The organism is Berryella intestinalis (assembly GCF_000814825.1).
GTDB classification, from domain to species: Bacteria; Actinomycetota; Coriobacteriia; order Coriobacteriales; family Eggerthellaceae; genus Berryella; species Berryella intestinalis.
This window is the reverse complement of the sequence record NZ_CP009302.1, coordinates 510,365-526,956: the sequence shown is the minus strand read 5'-3', so window position 1 is coordinate 526,956 and position 16,592 is coordinate 510,365. Positions and strand designations below refer to the sequence as shown.

Annotated in this window: 16 protein-coding genes and 2 tRNA genes; 3 read left to right on the top strand and 15 right to left on the bottom strand. The window is 65.3% G+C overall.

From position 1 onward, the window contains the following. Window positions 1–19: 19 nt before the first annotated feature. From JI75_RS02160 to JI75_RS02105, 12 genes are all read right to left on the bottom strand, one after another. Window positions 20–1,837 (bottom strand): FAD-dependent oxidoreductase, encoded by a 1,818-nt coding sequence (locus JI75_RS02160; RefSeq protein WP_082019712.1) that lies wholly within the window; start codon window positions 1,835–1,837, stop codon window positions 20–22. 212 nt (window positions 1,838–2,049) lie between these two features. Further along, window positions 2,050–2,123: transfer RNA gene (locus JI75_RS02155), tRNA-Gln, on the bottom strand. A gap of 83 nt (window positions 2,124–2,206) precedes the next feature. After that, a tRNA-Lys gene (locus JI75_RS02150) sits at window positions 2,207–2,282 on the bottom strand. Between the two features lie 163 nt (window positions 2,283–2,445). Next, a complete protein-coding gene (gene groL / locus JI75_RS02145; RefSeq protein ID WP_039688387.1) occupies window positions 2,446–4,077 on the bottom strand; it encodes a chaperonin GroEL in 1,632 nt (543 codons plus the stop codon). Between the two features lie 52 nt (window positions 4,078–4,129). After that, window positions 4,130–4,417, bottom strand: coding sequence for a co-chaperone GroES (locus tag JI75_RS02140; protein ID WP_039688385.1), 288 nt, complete (start codon window positions 4,415–4,417; stop codon window positions 4,130–4,132). 167 nt (window positions 4,418–4,584) lie between these two features. After that, window positions 4,585–5,406 carry an NAD(+) synthase gene (gene nadE, locus JI75_RS02135; protein WP_039688382.1) on the bottom strand — a complete coding sequence of 274 codons (822 nt, stop codon included), beginning with the start codon at window positions 5,404–5,406 and terminating at the stop codon, window positions 4,585–4,587. A 25-nt stretch (window positions 5,407–5,431) separates the two neighbouring features. Beyond that, window positions 5,432–6,082 (bottom strand): hydrogenase nickel incorporation protein HypB, encoded by a 651-nt coding sequence (gene hypB, locus JI75_RS02130; protein WP_039688380.1) that lies wholly within the window; start codon window positions 6,080–6,082, stop codon window positions 5,432–5,434. Between the two features lie 29 nt (window positions 6,083–6,111). Next, window positions 6,112–6,474 carry a hydrogenase maturation nickel metallochaperone HypA gene (gene hypA, locus JI75_RS02125; RefSeq protein WP_039688378.1) on the bottom strand — a complete coding sequence of 121 codons (363 nt, stop codon included), beginning with the start codon at window positions 6,472–6,474 and terminating at the stop codon, window positions 6,112–6,114. Window positions 6,475–6,540: 66 nt separating this feature from the next. Further along, window positions 6,541–7,374: a twin-arginine translocase subunit TatC gene (tatC, locus tag JI75_RS02120; protein ID WP_039688376.1), complete on the bottom strand. Its 834-nt coding sequence runs from the start codon at window positions 7,372–7,374 to the stop codon at window positions 6,541–6,543. Between the two features lie 2 nt (window positions 7,375–7,376). Next, the gene (locus JI75_RS02115) at window positions 7,377–7,895 is read right to left on the bottom strand and encodes a Sec-independent protein translocase subunit TatA/TatB (protein WP_039688374.1); all 519 of its coding nucleotides are present in this window, start codon (window positions 7,893–7,895) and stop codon (window positions 7,377–7,379) included. A gap of 136 nt (window positions 7,896–8,031) precedes the next feature. Further along, the gene (locus JI75_RS02110; protein ID WP_039688372.1) at window positions 8,032–8,244 is read right to left on the bottom strand and encodes a hypothetical protein; all 213 of its coding nucleotides are present in this window, start codon (window positions 8,242–8,244) and stop codon (window positions 8,032–8,034) included. Between the two features lies 1 nt (window position 8,245). Then, complete coding sequence (locus JI75_RS02105) at window positions 8,246–9,601, bottom strand: amidohydrolase family protein (RefSeq protein WP_039688370.1); 1,356 nt, start codon at window positions 9,599–9,601, stop codon at window positions 8,246–8,248. Window positions 9,602–9,907: 306 nt separating this feature from the next. Here JI75_RS02105 and JI75_RS02100 point away from each other — a divergent pair, with 306 nt between their 5' ends. Beyond that, entirely contained in the window at window positions 9,908–10,651 is a 744-nt protein-coding gene (locus tag JI75_RS02100; protein ID WP_039688368.1) for a class I SAM-dependent methyltransferase, read from the top strand. 51 nt (window positions 10,652–10,702) lie between these two features. Here JI75_RS02100 and tsaD read toward each other — a convergent pair whose 3' ends face one another. Genes tsaD through JI75_RS02085 form a run of 3 tightly spaced genes read right to left on the bottom strand, consistent with a single transcriptional unit; the run spans window position 10,703 to window position 14,527 of the window. Further along, window positions 10,703–13,228: a tRNA (adenosine(37)-N6)-threonylcarbamoyltransferase complex transferase subunit TsaD gene (gene tsaD, locus JI75_RS02095; RefSeq protein WP_082019711.1), complete on the bottom strand. Its 2,526-nt coding sequence runs from the start codon at window positions 13,226–13,228 to the stop codon at window positions 10,703–10,705. After that, entirely contained in the window at window positions 13,228–13,743 is a 516-nt protein-coding gene (tsaE, locus tag JI75_RS02090) for a tRNA (adenosine(37)-N6)-threonylcarbamoyltransferase complex ATPase subunit type 1 TsaE (protein ID WP_173405178.1), read from the bottom strand. The genes tsaD and tsaE overlap by 1 nt, the downstream gene beginning before the upstream one ends. 1 nt (window position 13,744) lies before the next feature. Then, on the bottom strand, window positions 13,745–14,527 hold the full coding sequence (locus tag JI75_RS02085; protein WP_039688366.1) for a type III pantothenate kinase: 783 nt from the start codon (window positions 14,525–14,527) through the stop codon (window positions 13,745–13,747). A 128-nt stretch (window positions 14,528–14,655) separates the two neighbouring features. On the opposite strand from JI75_RS02085, the gene JI75_RS02080 reads away from it, so the two are divergent. Both JI75_RS02080 and JI75_RS02075 read left to right on the top strand, forming a co-directional pair. Beyond that, window positions 14,656–15,351 carry a response regulator transcription factor gene (locus JI75_RS02080; RefSeq protein ID WP_039688364.1) on the top strand — a complete coding sequence of 232 codons (696 nt, stop codon included), beginning with the start codon at window positions 14,656–14,658 and terminating at the stop codon, window positions 15,349–15,351. A gap of 145 nt (window positions 15,352–15,496) precedes the next feature. Then, a complete protein-coding gene (locus tag JI75_RS02075) occupies window positions 15,497–16,498 on the top strand; it encodes a sensor histidine kinase (protein ID WP_240993203.1) in 1,002 nt (333 codons plus the stop codon). Window positions 16,499–16,592: the final 94 nt, after the last annotated feature.

The window sequence follows — 16,592 nt, the reverse complement described above, 5'->3', positions numbered from 1 at the left end:
GCGCTCCGGCCGGTTGCGCTTACGCGATGCCGCACGCATGCTTCGCCGCGATGCGGGCGAACGTCGCGGTCCGGCCGGCGTTGATGCCCGTGAACATGCTGGGGTAGTTATGAGGGTAGAACCCTCCCTGGTCGTTTCCGCACACGTACAGCCCCTCGATCGCCGACCCGTCGGCGCGCAGCGGTTGGGAGTTCGTATCCGTGATCACGCCGTGTATGGTGACGAGGAGGTTTCCCGCCGTGCGGATGGCGTAGAACGGAGCCTCGTCGACCGTCGAGCAGCGAAACGCCTCTTTCCCGAAATCAAGGTCCTTGCCGGACGAAACCAGCTCGTTGTAGCGCTTCACCGAAGCGAGGAAGGTCTTCTTCTCCTGCTCTCCGAACGCCATAGCGTCGGCGAGCTCTTCGAGGGTGTCGCACTTCTTCATCGTGCCGTCGGCCAAAACGGGTTCGAACCAGAACGAATCAAGATGCTCTTTCGTGAGGGCCTCGAGATCGTAGACGTCGGCGTTGAAAGCCGACCCGTCGGGAGCGGGAGCCAGGCGCGAGCAGCCGCATGTGTCGAACCGCACGATGTCTTCCCAGTACGTCGAGTCGAACACCTGCCAGCTGTATCCACCGGGCTGGTACTGGCCCTGAGCGAATATCTCGGGATAGGTGGAATCCTCGTTCATGAAGCGCTCGCCTCGGGCGTTCACGCGCAGGAACGGCTGGCTGGCAGGAAGGAACATCGCGTTGTTCAGATCGGCTCCCAGCTTGCAGTCGTCACCGACCACGGCGCGGTTCCACACCATCGCTCCGCCGCCCTCTTCCAGCTGCGCACCGGCCCAAAGCGCCATGCGGATGCCGTCGCCCTCCTCGGTCGTCGCCGCGGTGGCCGTGGAGTAGGTGTACGCATTGGGGCATAGATCCATCATCATCTCTTTGTTCGCCCCGTAGCCGCCCGTGCACAAGATCACGCCTTTGGCCGCGTTGTAGCGAACGTGCTGCTTGTCGGCGTTGCGCGCGATAACACCGCTCACCTTACCCGACTCGTCCTGCACCAACTGCTTTGCCGGAGTCTCGTATTCGATGACGCCTCCCGCTTCGAGGAACAGATCGCGCAGCACTTCGAGGTGGACGTAGGCCCCGTAGTTCGGCCCGTTCGGGTTGAACTCCCCCATCACCGGGTTCACGCACATCGGAGGGTAATACGCCTCGGGAGCGATCGAGGGATCGGGTGCGTGGTACTCGAAGGGAAAGGTCATGCCCATCGGTTCCTCGAGATCGCCCAGCCAGTCCATGAACTCGCCCGACTTCTCGGCCCAGGTCTTGTAAAGCGCCATGTTCACATCGCCCGACTGCACCCTCCGCGCGAAGTTCATAAGCTCGGGAACATCGACCTCGTGCCCCTTGGAGTACCGGGAGCCTATCGTTCCGATAGCCTCGCGCGCAGCCGCGATCATCCTCGACTTCTCCAGAACGCATACCTTGAATCCCTTCTGCTGGGCCGTCATGGCGGCGACCAGGCCGCCGTTGCCCGCGCCTACGACCACCAGATCGTAGTCGGCCTCCGAAGCGACGTCGGTGATCGGGTCGGGTGCATCCCTCCACGAAGCGGCGTTCCGGGCGGTTTCGCTATCCGCCTTCGACGACCCCTTGCCTTTCGGAGCGCATCCCGCAAGCGCGGCCGCCCCCATCATTCCCACAGCGGTCATTCCGCTGAACTTGAACAGGTCGCGACGGCTCAGGCCCGGCGCCTCGGTGCGGGGCTCGCTGGATTCGTCGAAACCGGCCGCGCGTCCCGTTCCGCCTCCGATCACATATCCGTTGAACCCGCTCTGTTCGCCTGCTTTCATTTCCTCCCCTTTCAACGAGGCCGCTTCTTCGCAGCGCACTGACGGGAAAGACTCTACGGAAACGAGCGGAACATGAAATCGCCTAAAGGCTGGTAGTTTCGCCTGATCACTTGAAATAGGTGAGGCCTGAAACCAAGATCAAATCGAGCGGAATCCGAGGGAAGGGCTCGGCGGCACAAAAAAATCCGCCCCGAAGGGCGGATGGGTGATTCTGGCTGGGCCACAAGGATTCGAACCTTGGTAGCTGGTACCAAAAACCAGAGTCCTGCCGCTGGACGATGGCCCAGTTTCGCGCATTCGGATGCAGGCGATGCGGCTGCGGACCGCAAACACCCCCGTGCAACCGAAACCAGCCCGATGAAAGGAAGGTGGTGGGCCGTGGGGGACTCGAACCCCCGACCTTGGGATTAAAAGTCCCCTGCTCTACCAACTGAGCTAACGGCCCTCAAAGTCGCAATGCGCAAGTAGCTATGGTAGCGGAGCCGTTTGCTTTGGTCAATGAGGCTCGTCGATTATCCAGCTCTGAGCGCAGCGCGCCCGAACGCGAAAAAGCCGCGTCGGAATCGCTTCCGACGCGGCTTCGTGTCGCGAAAGAGCCTTGCGGTGTCCTACATCATGCCGCCCATACCGCCCATGCCGCCGGGAGCAGCGGGCATCGGCTCGGGATCCTTGGGGATCTCGTTGACGGTGGCCTCGGTGATGAGGATGAGGGCAGCCACGGAAGCGGCGGACTCGAGTGCGGTGCGGGTAACCTTGACAGGATCGTTGACGCCCATCTCGATCATGTTGCCGTACTCGCCGTTGGCGCAGTTCAGGCCTTCACCCTTGGGCAGGGCCTTCACATGCTCGACCACGACGCTTCCCTCGAAGCCGGCGTTCTGGGCGATGGCGCGCATCGGGGCCTCGAGAGCCTTGCGGATGATGTTCACGCCCACTTCCTCGTCCTTGTCGGCAGCCTGAACGGCATCGAGCGCGGGAAGGGCGTGGACCAGGGCGACGCCGCCACCGGCGACGATGCCCTCTTCGACAGCGGCGCGGGTGGCCTGAAGGGCATCCTCGATGCGGCTCTTGGTCTCCTTGAGCTCGGGCTCGGTCGCAGCGCCCACCTTGAGGACGGCCACGCCGCCGGACAGCTTGGCGAGGCGCTCCTGCAGCTTCTCGCGATCGAAGTCGGAGTCGGCGCGGGTGAGGTCGGACTTGATGATGGCGATGCGGTCCTGAATGGCCTTCTTGTCGCCGGCGCCGTCGACGATGAGCGTGCGTTCCTTGGTGACCTTGACGGACTTGGCGGTGCCCAGCATGTCGATGGTGGCCTCGGACAGGCTCATGCCGAAGTCCTTGTCGATGACCTGGCCGCCGGTGACGACGGCGATGTCCTCGAGGATGCGCTTGCGGCGATCGCCGAAGCCGGGGGCCTTGATGGCGGCGACGTTCAGGGTGCCGCGCAGCTTGTTCAGAAGCAGGGTGGCCAGAGCCTCGCCCTCGACGTCTTCGGCGACGATGAGCAGGGAGCGGCCGGACTTCATGATGCTCTCGAGCAGGGGCACGATCTCCTGGATGCTGTTGACCTTCTGGTCGGTCAGCAGGATGAAGGGCTCGTTCAGGTTGGCCTCCATGCGCTCCATGTCGGTGGCCATGTAGGGGGAGATGTAGCCGCGCTCGTACTGCATGCCCTCGACGATGTCCATCTCGATGCCGAAGGTCTGGCTCTCCTCGACGGAGATGGCGCCGTCCTTGCCGACCGCGTTCATGGCCTCGGCGATCTTGGAGCCGATCTCGGCGTCGCCCGCCGAAATGGTGCCGACGTTGGCGATCTGCTCCTGGGTGGAAACCTCGGTGGAGTCGGCCTTGATGGCCTCGACCACGGCGTTGGTGGCCTTCTGGATGCCGCGGCGGATGCCCAGGGCATCGGCGCCGGCGGTCACGTTGCGCAGGCCCTCGCTGACGATGACGTCGGCCAGGACGGTGGCGGTGGTGGTGCCGTCGCCCGCGACGTCGTTGGTCTTCACGGCAGCCTCGCGGATGAGCTGGGCGCCCATGTTCTCAACGGGGTTCTCGAGCTCGATCTCGCGCGCAACCGTCACGCCGTCGTTGGTGATGAGGGGGGCGCCGTAGCTCTTCTCGATGGCGACGTAGCGGCCCTTGGGGCCAAGCGTCACCTTGACGGTGTCGGCGAGCTTCTTCACGCCGGACGCGAGGGAGCCGCGCGCCTCGGACTCGAACAGAATGTCTTTTGCCATGTTGATCGTTCCTTTCGAAATGATTCAGTCGGATCGCAGTTCTGACGAAACGCTATTCGCAGATGGCGTAGATATCGTCTGCGCGCAGGATCAGGACGTCCTCGCCGCCGTAATGAACCTCGGTGCCGCCGAACTTGCCGTAGATGACCTTGTCGCCCACGGAAACGGGAACCTTGATGAGGTTGCCGTCGTTGTCGAAACGGCCCTCGCCCACAGCGATGACCGTACCGGTCTGGGGCTTTTCCTTGGCCTCGCTTGCCAGATACAGGCCGGATGCAGTGGTAGCCTCAGCTTCGTCTACCTTGACGATCACGCGATCGCCCAGCGGCTTCAAACTCATATTCAGCGCCTTCCTTTCATGGATGTACTACCGAAAACCGAGCGGCCCGCCCGAGGGCGGAGCCTCGAAGGCTTAGCACTCAAAATAATCGAGTGCTAAGACAACAGCTACTATAGCATCCCGCCTTGCGAACGCAACCGATTTTTAGCAATCTACCGATACGTTTGCTAATCGTAGAACCGATCGGCGGGAAACGGCGGCTCGCATGCGCGCTTGAATGCGCTGCGCTCTACCCTTTCAATCAGCTGTCCTGCCTGGTCGATGGCAACTCCTTCGGCCTCGGCGGCGCTTCGGGGCGCCTCGCCGCGCTCGTAGACGCGCTCGAGGAAGGCGTCGAGCTGCGCGTAGGGAAGCCCCAGGCTGTCCTCGTCGCGCTGGCCTTCGGCAAGCTCGGCCGACGGCGGCTTGGAAAACACGTTCTCGGGAATGATCGGGCAACCGCGCGAATCGAGCTCCACCTGGTTGCGGTAGCGCCCGACGGCGTACACGTCGGTTTTGTACAAGCCGCCCAGAGGGGCGAAGGCCCCCGCAGTGTCGCCGTACAGGGTCGAGTACCCCATGAGGGCCTCGCTTCTGTTGCCGGTGTTCACCAGCATCCACCCGTAGCGGTTCGACAGCGCCATGAGCACCACCATGCGGCAGCGCGCCTGGGTGTTCTCGAACGCGAGCCCCGAAAGCGAGCCCCCGCAGGCACCGGCCAGAAGGTCGGAGAACGCTTCGAACGGGCCCGTTATCGGAAGGGTCTGCGCCTCGATGCCCGCATTCCGGGCCAGCTCGAGCGCATCGGACACGGAATGGTCGGACGAGTACGGTCCGGGAAGCAGCACGCCGTGCACGTTGTCCGCGCCGAACGCGTCGAGGGCCATGGCTGCGGCCACGCTCGAGTCGATGCCGCCGGAAAGACCGATGACCGCCTCGGAGAACCCGGCCCGGCAGGCGTAGTCCCTCAGGGCCGCCACGCAGCGCTCGTACTTGTCCCGCACATCCATACCGGATGCCCCCTTCGCTTCGAACCTACACGTTGCGGATCTTCTCGGCCAGGTACTCGGCCCATTCCTCGACCCCGTCGCCCTTGGTCGCGGCGATGGGGAAGATGGGGGCCGCCGGGTTCAGCTCGCGCACCGAGGCCTCGAACGCCTCGCGGTCGAAATCGAACACGGGAAGCGTGTCCACCTTGTTGAGGATCACGGCGTCGGAGGCCTGGAACACGCCCGGGTACTTCAAGGGCTTGTCGTGTCCCTCGGGAACCGACAGGATCATGACCTTGCTGTTCTCCCCCAGGTAGAAATCGGTCGGACAGACCAGGTTGCCCACGTTCTCGATGATAATGAGGTCGAGGCGGGAAAGATCCAGCACGTCGATGGCGCGCTTGAGCATGGCGCTTTCCAGATGGCAGGCGCCCCCCGTGTTGATCTGGACGGCGGGGATCCCCTGGTTCTTGATCTTCTCGGCGTCGACGCTGCTGGCGATGTCGCCCTCGATCACCGCGATGTTGAACTCGTCGCGCAGGGCGTCGATAGTGGCCAGGATGGTCGAGGTCTTGCCCGATCCTGGGCTGGCCAGCAGGTTCAGCACGTACACGTGGTGTTCGTCGAAACGCTGCCGCAGCTCGGCGGCAAGCGAGTCGTTCTTATCGAGGATCGGTTGCTTCAGGTCTATCTGCATGGTTCCTCCTTCGCGAAACGCTTCGCGTCCTACGCTTCCCCGTCGTCGGGCAGATCGACCTCGATGGAGTCGATGCGCAGCTCGCGCCCCGCCACGAGGTCGGTCGAATAGCTCTCGCACTTCGGGCAGGCCCGGTGGAAGCGATCATGGTCGAATTCCTCACCACAGTCCAAGCATACGCTTCTGGGAGACACTTTGTGCAGCACCAATTCGGCGCCGGCGCTCAGCGTCCCTTCGGACAGCGCCTCGAAGGCGAATTCCAGCGCATCGTCGATGGCCTCGGTCATCTCGCCGATGGACAGATCGATCCTCGTGACCTTCAACGCGCCCGCAGACGCCGCCGACGCGTTCACCGCATCCAGGACGCCCGACATGATCCCCAGTTCGTGCATGTCCGCTCCTCTATACGAGAAGGAGCCGCCCCAAGCGGCTCCCCGTTCTCAGAATCGCGCGATCGGCTACTTCTTCTTCACGACCGCTTTCTTGGTGGACCCTTCCGCCGCCCGTTCGGCGGCCTCCTCTTCGGCGAGCTCGGCGTTTTGCCGCTTGATGCGCCGCGCAAGGACCACCCGCGCGAACATCAGAGACGCCTCGTACAAGACGATGAGCGCCGCGAACATGAGCCCCATGGTGACGGGGTTCGCGTCCGGCGTGACGATCGCCGAGAACGTCAGCAGGCCGACGTATACGTAGCGCCAGCTGTTGCGCAGCTTCTTGTACGGCACGACGTCGAAGATGACCAGGTAGAAGATGACGATGGGCAGCTCGAAGGCCACGCCGAACCCGAGCTCGAACTTGATGATGATATCGACGTAGGTCGACAGGCGCGCCTGGACCAGCCCGACGCCGGCCGACTGATCGACCAGCCAGTCGAACGCGGGGCTCAGGATCACCAGGTAGCAGAAGATGGTGCCGAAGATGAACAGGGCCGTGGCCGCCGCGAAGGTGGGCATGAACCACTTGCGCTCCTTGGGCTTGAGGGCCGGGAGGAAAAACGCGATGATCTGCCAGAGGATGACCGGGGACGTCGCGACGATGGACGCCCAGAACGACACCAGGAAGCGCACGGAGAAACCCTCGAACGGGTCGAGGACGTAGAGCTGCGCCGCCCCCGTGGCCGGGTCGATCCCCACCGAATCCCCGATGGGGATCATGAGGAACTGGATGAGCGTCGGCGTGGCCATGTAGAACACGATGACGGCAACCAGCAAAACGGCGAAGATGCGGACCAACCGCATGCGAAGCTCGCCCAGATGCTCCATCAAGGGCATACGCGCGGGACCGATGGGCATGGCTATTCTCCCCCTTCGGTCTTGTTGTCGGCGGACGCCGCAGCCGCATCGGATGCGGGCGCAGCGGCGGAAGCCTCTTTGGCAGTCGCCTCCTCGGCGGCCTTCTTCGCCGCCCTCTCCCGCTCGTAGCGGGCCTTGCGCTCGGTGAAGCTTTCCTGACGCGGGGCGACGGCCGGCTTCTTATCGTCGGATGCCGCAGACGAAGCCCCCGCTGAAGCCGAAGCGCCGGATGCGGGCGCAGGTTCGGAAGCGGCCTTCTTCGAGTCGACGGCCGCCTTCGTCACGCCGGAAACCTTGCTGACCACCTTGTTCACTGCCTCGGTGGGATCCTTGAACGGCTCGTCGGAATTGGGATCGAACACGTCGTTTTTGATGACTTCGCTCATCTCCTGCTGGGCGCTGCGGAACTTGGCGATCCACCTGCCCAAGGTCTTGGCCATTGCAGGAAGCTTGTCCGGACCGAAGATGAGGAAGCCGAACAGCAGAATGAGGAAAAGCTCGAAACCACCGATGCCAAACACTGCGTACCCCTTTGAGAGGGCCTTCCGTCGCGGAAGGCCCGACGTCTTAACGAACCGCCATCCTACCACAACCCGAAACGGGCGCTTCCATGCATGTCCCCCGCATAAGAAATCACGTCAAATACCCAAGCGGCAGCTAGGCCCCGGAGCCGAGGACCGACAGCGCGACGGTCGGTATGGTGAGGCCCAGGATGAGGATGACGGCCACCACCACGGTGAAGACCTTCTTCATGCGCGCCGAGCGCTCCTGCGCCGCCCGCGCCCGCGCTTCGCGCTCCGCAGCGGCCTTGATGCGCGCCTCGCGCTGTTCGGCGGACAGCTTCTGCCTGCCCTTCTCTTTCGAGCCCATGCTACCCCCTGAGCTTTCCGCGAATCTCGATGACGCGGGCGATGTCGCGCGCCACCTCGATATCGACATGCCATTTATCCTTTTCGTAGCGGATTTCCCCGCCCACCATCGTCATCAGGACGTCGCCGCCCGTGCACGTGCTCACGATGGCGAAGGCCGGATCGTCGTTGGGCGCCTGATGCGAACCCGACAGATCGACCGCGACGAGGTCGGCGAGCTTGCCCACCTCGATGGATCCCACCTGATCCTCCATATGGAGGGCGCGCGCCGCCTCGATGGTGCACAAACGCAGCATATCGTCGGCGGCGATGAAGCGGCCGGGGTTCAGCGCGCGGTGCAGGAGCATGGCGATGCGCGTCTCGGCGATCATGTCGGTCGCGTCGATGGCCGCCGTGTAGCCGGTTCCCAAGCCCACGCGCAGCCCCGAGCGGATGAAGTCGCGCAAAGGCGCCATGCCCATGCCGAGCTGGGCGTTGCAGCGCGGGCACATCGCCACGGCGACGTCGTATTCCTTCAGCTTGTTGATGTCTTCGTCCTCGACGTGCACGCAGTGGGCCGCCATCACGTTGTCGGCCTCGAACGCGCCCCAGTTCAGAATGTAGCGCACCGGGGACACGCCCGTGGGAAGCCAGGGCGGGATCTCGACGTAGCCGTGCCGATCGGTCATGTTGGCCACCGAAAGGTTCGACGCCCCGAAGCGGATGAAGCGCGCCTCCTCGTAGCTGCCGCCGATGGTGATGGACAGCGGAATCCCCTCGCGGCGCGCCAGGTTGGCGGCGAGGGTGTAGATCTCGGGATGGCACATGTACGACTCGCGGGGGGCGATGCCCACCTTGATGCGCTCGGAATCCACCGACTCGCTCCAGCGGACCACGTCGTTTTCGGCGTTGCAGATCGCGCGGCGCACCAGGCGGCGATCCATAGCGCCCACCTCGCGGTACACCACGCCGCGCAGTCCCAGCTTCTGCATGGCCGAGCACGACGCGCCCGTCGAGGAAATATCCGCGACGCAGGTGATGCCGTTGGTAAGCGCCTCGAGCCCTCCCAGAACGGAGGAGGCGTACCAGTCGCGGGCGCCGAGCTTCGTGGAGGTTTCGCGCATGGCCCGCAGCCACTGGGTGTACGAGCCGTCTTTGATGGTGCCGCGCATGACGGAGTTCTCGAGGTGCGTCTGCAGATCGATGAAGCCCGGCATGAGGGCCGCGCGGCCGTAGTCGATCTGCTTCTCGTCGGGGTACCGGAGCTTCAGCATCTCGGAGTCGCCGATGTCGCAAATCTTCCCATCCCGCACCAGCACCGCACCGTTTTGGAACGGGGTGCCGACAACCGGGACGATGTACTGCGCGCAAAGAAGCATACAAACCCGCCTTACACATACGTTGAACGTGGGGAAATCGCGTAAGGGACATTTTAGCATTGCCGGCTCCCGCGCCCGCACCAGTCGCTATTTCTCCTTGATTTAACGTTGCCGAAATCACTATCGAGCAGGAGAAACGCGCTTGGCCCATCCAGGGAGCGCGCACGGCGGGGCGGTAAGCGGCACGATGGGGGGCTGAGGGAGATTGCGCCTGCGCGGCGCAAAAACCGCGCGGGACGTTTACACTGGATGGATTGTTCCGCACGGCGCGCCGCGCCGGCCAGAAGACGAGGACCGCCAACGCACATGAGCAGCATCGATACCGCAACCGGCAAGACCGCCCCCGAAGAGATCTCCAAAGAGCGCGTTCGCGAGATCTTCTCCTCGATCGCGAAGAAGTACGAGCGGTTCAACGCGATATCGAGCTTCGGAGCCTATCGACTTTGGCTGGGCGAGCTGGTGCGCCGAGCCCCCGTCACCCCCCAGAGCCTGGTGCTCGACCTTGCGGGAGGGACGGGCGACGTCTCGTTCGCGCTCGCACGCGCCAAGCGCCCCGCCCACATCCAATGCACCGACCTGGTGAGCGAGATGCTCGAGGTGGCGCGCGAGCACTACGGGCAGGGACGCGCAGACGGCGTGGCGATCGATTTCGAGGTCGTCGATGCGCAGGACATCCCCTACAGCGACGCCTCCTACGACGTCGTCACCGTGGCTTACGGCATCCGCAACATGCCCGACCGCGAGCGCGCGCTCGCCGAGATGTTCCGCGTGCTGAAACCGGGCGGCACCCTGGCCTGCCTCGAGTTCTCAACGCCGCCCAATCCCGTTTGGCGCGCCCTGTACGGCTTCTACCTGAAGCACCTCATCCCCTTCTGGGGAGGGCTCATAACCGGGGACCGGGAAGGGTTCGTGTACCTCTCGAAGTCGATCAAGGCCTTCCCCGACCAGCGAACCTTCGCGCGCATGCTCGAGGACGCGGGGTTCTGCGACGTGGAGTGGACGAACTGCACGGGGGGCATCGCCGCGGTCCACACGGCGCGCAAGCGCTAGGGCCCGTCGGCCCGTCGGCCCTCGGGCACCGCTGGGCCGACGGGCGAAGCGTCAGTACGGCTGCTCCAAATCGGTACGGGCCCTGGCGTCCGCGTCCAAACCGAAGAACCGCCCGTCCCGATAGCGGTCGAGGGCCACGAGCGCGATCATGCCGGCGTTGTCCCCGCACGAGCGCAGAGGCGGCATGATCAGGCGCACCGAGCGTTCCGAGCACATCTTCTCGTAGGCCGCCCGCAAAGCGGGGTTGGCCGCCACGCCTCCCCCCAGGCAGAACAGGGGCGCGCCCGTCTCGTCCAGCGCAGCGGCCGATTTGGCCACCTGCACGTCGATCACCGCCTGCTGAAAGCTGGCCGCGATGTCGGGCACGTTCGGCTCGCGTCCGGCCGCCCGCTCGGCGTTGATGTGGGACACCACCGCCGTCTTCAGGCCGGAAAGCGAGAAGCGCAGGTCGCCCGAATGCATCATGGCGCGCGGGAAGGCGATGGCGCTCGGGTCGCCCTTGGCGGCGAACTTCGAGATCACCGGACCGCCCGGATACCCGAGCCCCAAAGCTTTGGCCACCTTGTCGAACGCCTCCCCCACCGCATCGTCGATGGTCGAACCCAGCACCCGGTAATCGCCCCAACCGCGCACGTGCACGAGCAGCGTGTTGCCGCCCGAAACAAGCGACGCGACCATGGGGGGCTCGACGTCGGTCGCCCCGATCTTGTTCGCATACAGGTGGCCTTCGAGGTGGTTCACCCCGATGAAGGGCTTTCCCGCAGCCCAGGCGGCCCCTTTGGCGAACGCGACGCCCACGACGAGCGCCCCCACGAGGCCCGGGGCGTACGTCACGCTCACCGCATCCATATCGGACCAGCTCAAACCGGTGCGCCCAAGGTTGCCGGCGGCGACGGAGAAGCACTCCTCGCACACCCCGCAGATCGCCTCGATATGCTTGCGGCTGGCGATCTCGGGAACCACCCCGCCGAAGCGCGAGTGGAAATCGATCTGGGAAGCCACCACGTCGGCCAGCAGGTTCCCCTCGCCGTCCACGATGGCCGCGGCCGTCTCGTCGCACGAGCTCTCGATGGCGAAGATCAGCGGTCGCTTCGGCTCGGCGCTGGCCGCCTCGTTCTCCTCCTGCTCGCGCACCTCCATGCCGCCCGCGCGGTGGGTGCCGGCGGGAACCGCACCCGTCATGATCAGCGCGTCCTCGCCATCGGAATAGTACCGGGGGCGCACGCCCGCGTCAGCCAGCCCCATCGAGCGGTAGAACGCCTGCGCTGCGCGGTTTCCGACGCGCACCTCGAGCATACAGCGATCGGCTCCCAGATCGCGCGCGTCGCGGGCCATGCGCTTCATCAGCTCGGATGCGATACCGCGGCGACGCAGCCGCTCGTCGGACCCGATGCGCAGCACCTGCATCTCGCCGTCGACCACAAGGCAGCCCGCATACCCCGCCAACCGCAGGTCGGACGCGAGCGTCTCGTCGGTGATACCCGCACCCTCCCCATCGGGCGCCCCGTAGGCCGCCCACCATACGCGGTCGCGCTGGGCGAGCTCGTCGAGGATCATGCGCTCGCTCCAGGGCTCCCCGTCCATGACCCGCGCTTCGAGCGCGGCGACGTCGGCGGCGTGCGCCGCATCGAGCGGACGGTACAGGATCCCCTTCACCACCTGGTTCGCATCGATGGGAGACGACTCGTGCATGCTGGAGTGCGACTTCGCCCGCGCATCCTGCACGCCCGTGCGGAGGTTCTTCGGTTCGAGGGACGAAAGACGCGCGCGCTCGTTTTCCTCGGCATCGGACAGCCGCGTGTACACCGGCAGCGCGAGCGCGGGATCGTGGCGGTGCGCGTCGAGCGGGTCGATCCGCCCCTCCTCCCAGGCGCGCTGCAGGCAGGCGATGAGGCCGGTGCCGGTTGCGTACCAGTGATCCTGCCCCAGCAGCTCGCCGTGCCGGGCGAACAGGTCGGCGTACTTCACCAGGGCGTCGCCGGTAAACCGCAAACCGCCCATGCCGGCGAACCCGTCGGCCGCATCCTGCGCCTTCACCACGCGATCGGCCCCAAGGCGCTCGACGCCCGCGTCGGAAAGCTCGTAGGCGACCGGGTACACCTCGCCCCGCATGGCGTCCGCGACCACCGCGATCGGTCCGCGAACGCCCTTGAGCTGGGCATCCCACGCGATCGCATCAAGCGTCGAAAGGCCGACGAGGCCGACCCCCAAAGCCTGGGACATGCCCTTGGCCGTGGCCATGGCGATGCGCACGCCCGTGAACGACCCCGGGCCGCGGCCGACCGCGATGCAGGCGAGGCTGCCGCGCCGCTGCCCCGCTTCGTCCATCAGGCGGTCTATCTGGGGAACCAGCTGGGTGTTCGAGGCGCGGTGGGCGGGAATCACGCGCGACTCGACGACTTCGAGGCACCCATCGGCCACGATGCGCGCCAACCCCAGCGTAACCACCTCGTTGGAGGTGTCGAACGCGAGGACGAGGTCGCGCTCCGATGAGGGCGCAAGGCCGTCGGCTTGGTTGCGGAAGCCGGCGAGCGCATCGTGCGCGCCGGCGCGGCCGCTTGGTTCAGTTGTCGGCATTACGACTTATCACCTGCGAATTTCATGAGACGGGATTTGGAATCGCTTCCCCACACCGTGAGAAGCGAGCGGGCGCGCTGCCCGTAGGCGTGGACGCGTATGCGGCGGGTTTCGTCCTCGTCGATGGTCAGCTCGATCTCCAGGAACGTGGCGCCCATGCACCCCGGGCACTTCTCGGCCCATTCGACGAAGCTCACCCCGTCGGCGTCGACCACATCGTAAAAGCCGGTGTCTTCCAGCTGGTCGAGGCCATCGAGGCGGTACAGGTCGAAGTGGTGCAGCGGCAGCGCTCCCGAATCGTAGGAGAGCAGCACGTTGAACGTCGGGCTCACCACCGACTCGGCGACCCCCAGCCCTTCGGCCACCCCTTGGACGAACTGGGTCTTTCCCGCGCCGAGATCCCCTTTGAGCTGGATCATGTCGCCCGGACGCAGGTAGGGCGACAGCGTCGCGGCAAGCTGCTTGGTCGCCTGGGGCGACGTCAGTTGGCGGATGTAGGTCAAACCGCAGGCCATGTCAGTCCTCCTGCACTCCGAGCGCGGCCTCGTGGATGAGGCGCAGCCCCTCGAGGGTCAGCTCCTTGTTCACGCGCGTCGGGGTCCTCATCACCGAGACCAGCCGTCCGGCCAGTCCCCCCGTCGCGACGACGGGAGCCGTGTACCCGAGCTGGTCGAAGATCCTGTCCAGCAGCCCGTCCACGCGGTCGGCCTCGCCGTAGACGATGCCGGCCTGAATGGCCTGCACGGTCGAGCCGCCGATCGCCGTGCGGGGATCGACCAGCTCGGTTGCGGCCAGCTTCGTGGCATGGGAGAACAGCGCCGATGCCGACGTCTCCAAACCCGGGGCGATCACACCGCCGATGAACCGGCCGTCCTTGTCGATGACCTCGATGTTGGTGGCCGTTCCGAAGTCGACCACCACGACCGGCGCGCCGTACAGCGCGCGGGCGGCCACCGCGTCGGCCACGCGGTCGGCCCCGATCTCGAGAGGGTTGGCGTAGCACGCCTCGAACAGGTCCTGCGCGCTGCTCGCCGAGCACACTACCGGATCGCGGCCGATCAGGCGCTTGAGGGCGACCACCCACGCGGAGGTGAGCGTCGGGACCACCGAGGCGAGCGCGGCTCCCGTCACGTCCCCAACCGTGATGTGCTCGGATTCGAGCAGCGGGTTCACCTTCAGCCGCAGCTCGTCGGAGGTGTGGACCTTGTTCGTCGCAACGCGCCACATATGGCGCAGACGGCGCTTCTCGTACAAACCGATGACCGTCTGCGTATTGCCTACGTCGATGGCAAGAAGCATGGTATAAGCTCCTCAATAATGTGAATACGTCTCTACACTCGATGCTGTCGGGTTATTATAACAAGAGTAGAACCAGGCCCTGGGCCGTCGGGCCGCAGAGCCGCAACGCGAACATATAAGGAGATCCCATGAGCGATGCACCCAAGCGCGTGCTCGTCGTCGACGACGAAGCCTCCATCACCGAATTCGTGGGGTACGCCCTGAAGAAGGAGGGCTACCAGGTAGACACCAGCGCGAACGGAGAAGACGCGCTGGCCCTGGCCCGCAAGGGAAGCTACGACCTGTTCGTTTTGGACATCATGCTCCCCGGCATGGACGGCTACGAGCTGTGCCGCCGCATCCGCTCGATCACCGCAGCCCCCGTGCTGTTCCTGTCCGCCCGCGACACCGAGCTCGACAAGGTGGTCGGCCTCGAGATCGGCGGCGACGACTACCTGGCGAAACCCTTCGGCGTGCGCGAGCTGATCGCACGCGTCCACGCCCTTTTGCGGCGCGGTTCGGGCGGGGATTTCCCCAGCGCCAGCCGCGCGATCACCGCAAGCGGCATCACGCTCGACGAAGACGCCCACACGGCTTCGGGCGAGAAGGGCTCGCTCGACCTCACGCCGCGCGAGTTCGAGCTGCTGGCAAGCCTCATGAAGCAGGCCGGGAAGGTCGTTTCCCGCGAGGATCTGCTGCGCGACGCCTGGGGCTGGGAATACCTCACCGAAACCAAAACCGTCGACACGCACATCAAGCGCCTGCGCGACAAGATCGAGAAGGCGGGATACGACCCCAGCCTGGTCGAGACGGTGCGCGGCTACGGCTACCGCTTCCGTCAATAAGGGCTCGGCCCGCACCTGACCAAAGTCCTTAGCCAGCCCGCCGCGCGCGGGCGGCGACCGCGCCGGCTCCGCGCCCCGTCCATCGGCCGGAGCCGGCGATCTATCGAGGGGATTTCGCATCAAACGCCTGCAGACATACTTCACCATGCTCGCGACGCTGCTCACGCTGCTGTCCGGAGTGCTGATCGTCGTCGCGTGCATCGTGTTTTTCGGCGTCCCGCTGCGCTCGATCCTGCTGCTCGTTCCCTCGGGCCTCATCACGTTCGCGCTGGCCCTGATGATCGGCCACTTCCTATCAGAGCCGCTCACGGTGCTGGTGCGCAAGGTGAACGCGCATCGCCAGGGGATCGAGGTGAGCTTCGAGCCCGACGGGTACCTGCGCGAAACGGACGAGTTGGCCCAGACCATCGGGGCGCTGGTGAAGCGCAACGAATCCCAGAACGCCGACCTCGTTCGAAAGGAGCGCCGCCAGTCCGAGTTCGTCAGCGACGCGGCCCATGAGCTGCGCACTCCGCTGACCGCGATCCGCGGGACGGCGGAGATGCTGCAGGACCCCGACCTGCCCGACGAGCTGCGGGACAAGTTCGAACGCACCATCATCGCGGAAAGCACGCGCCTGTCCGACCTGGTGAACGACCTTTTATCCCTCACGCGGCTCGAAAACGACAACGCGCACTACACCCTGTCGCGCGTCAACCTGCGCGACGTCGCCACCGGCGTGGTCGACACGCTGCGGCCCATCCTGAACGACCGCCAGGCCAACGTCGACATCATAGGGGAAGCGCCCGACGTGCTGGGAAACGCCGACCGCTTGAAGCAGGCCCTCACCAACCTCGTCGAGAACGCGTCGCGCTTCATCGAGCCCGAAGGGCACATCGACATCGAGCTGTGCGGCCTGCGCGGCAACTCCGTGGTCCAGGTGAAAGACGACGGGACCGGTTTCGGCGACATCGACCCCCAGCTCCTGTTCGGACGCTTCTACCGCACCGACGCATCCCGCGCCCGCACCACGGGCGGCACGGGACTGGGGCTTTCCATCGTGAAGACGGTCGTCGAACAGCACGACGGCACGATCGAGGCGTTCAACCGCGCCGAGGGAGGGGCCTGCTTCATCATGGCCATCCCCTCCATCGAAGCCTCCGAATAGCACCTGGAGCCTGAGGACCCGAGCACGGCCGCGGCGGCCGCGAACGACGCGTCAAGCGACAACAAAGAGAGGCCGGCCCCCGCCCGAACGAGCG

Coding starts and splice junctions, on each gene's coding strand:
- JI75_RS02080 (WP_039688364.1), top strand. CDS start 14,656: ATGAGCGATGCACCCAAGCGCGTGCTCGTCGTCGACGACGAAGCCTCC.
- hypA (WP_039688378.1), bottom strand. CDS start 6,474: ATGCACGAACTGGGGATCATGTCGGGCGTCCTGGATGCGGTGAACGCG.
- tatC (WP_039688376.1), bottom strand. CDS start 7,374: ATGCCCATCGGTCCCGCGCGTATGCCCTTGATGGAGCATCTGGGCGAG.
- tsaD (WP_082019711.1), bottom strand. CDS start 13,228: ATGCCGACAACTGAACCAAGCGGCCGCGCCGGCGCGCACGATGCGCTC.
- nadE (WP_039688382.1), bottom strand. CDS start 5,406: ATGGATGTGCGGGACAAGTACGAGCGCTGCGTGGCGGCCCTGAGGGAC.
- JI75_RS02160 (WP_082019712.1), bottom strand. CDS start 1,837: ATGAAAGCAGGCGAACAGAGCGGGTTCAACGGATATGTGATCGGAGGC.
- hypB (WP_039688380.1), bottom strand. CDS start 6,082: ATGCAGATAGACCTGAAGCAACCGATCCTCGATAAGAACGACTCGCTT.
- tsaE (WP_173405178.1), bottom strand. CDS start 13,743: ATGGCCTGCGGTTTGACCTACATCCGCCAACTGACGTCGCCCCAGGCG.
- JI75_RS02085 (WP_039688366.1), bottom strand. CDS start 14,527: ATGCTTCTTGCCATCGACGTAGGCAATACGCAGACGGTCATCGGTTTG.
- JI75_RS02105 (WP_039688370.1), bottom strand. CDS start 9,601: ATGCTTCTTTGCGCGCAGTACATCGTCCCGGTTGTCGGCACCCCGTTC.
- JI75_RS02075 (WP_240993203.1), top strand. CDS start 15,497: ATGCTCGCGACGCTGCTCACGCTGCTGTCCGGAGTGCTGATCGTCGTC.
- JI75_RS02110 (WP_039688372.1), bottom strand. CDS start 8,244: ATGGGCTCGAAAGAGAAGGGCAGGCAGAAGCTGTCCGCCGAACAGCGC.
- JI75_RS02100 (WP_039688368.1), top strand. CDS start 9,908: ATGAGCAGCATCGATACCGCAACCGGCAAGACCGCCCCCGAAGAGATC.
- groL (WP_039688387.1), bottom strand. CDS start 4,077: ATGGCAAAAGACATTCTGTTCGAGTCCGAGGCGCGCGGCTCCCTCGCG.
- JI75_RS02140 (WP_039688385.1), bottom strand. CDS start 4,417: ATGAGTTTGAAGCCGCTGGGCGATCGCGTGATCGTCAAGGTAGACGAA.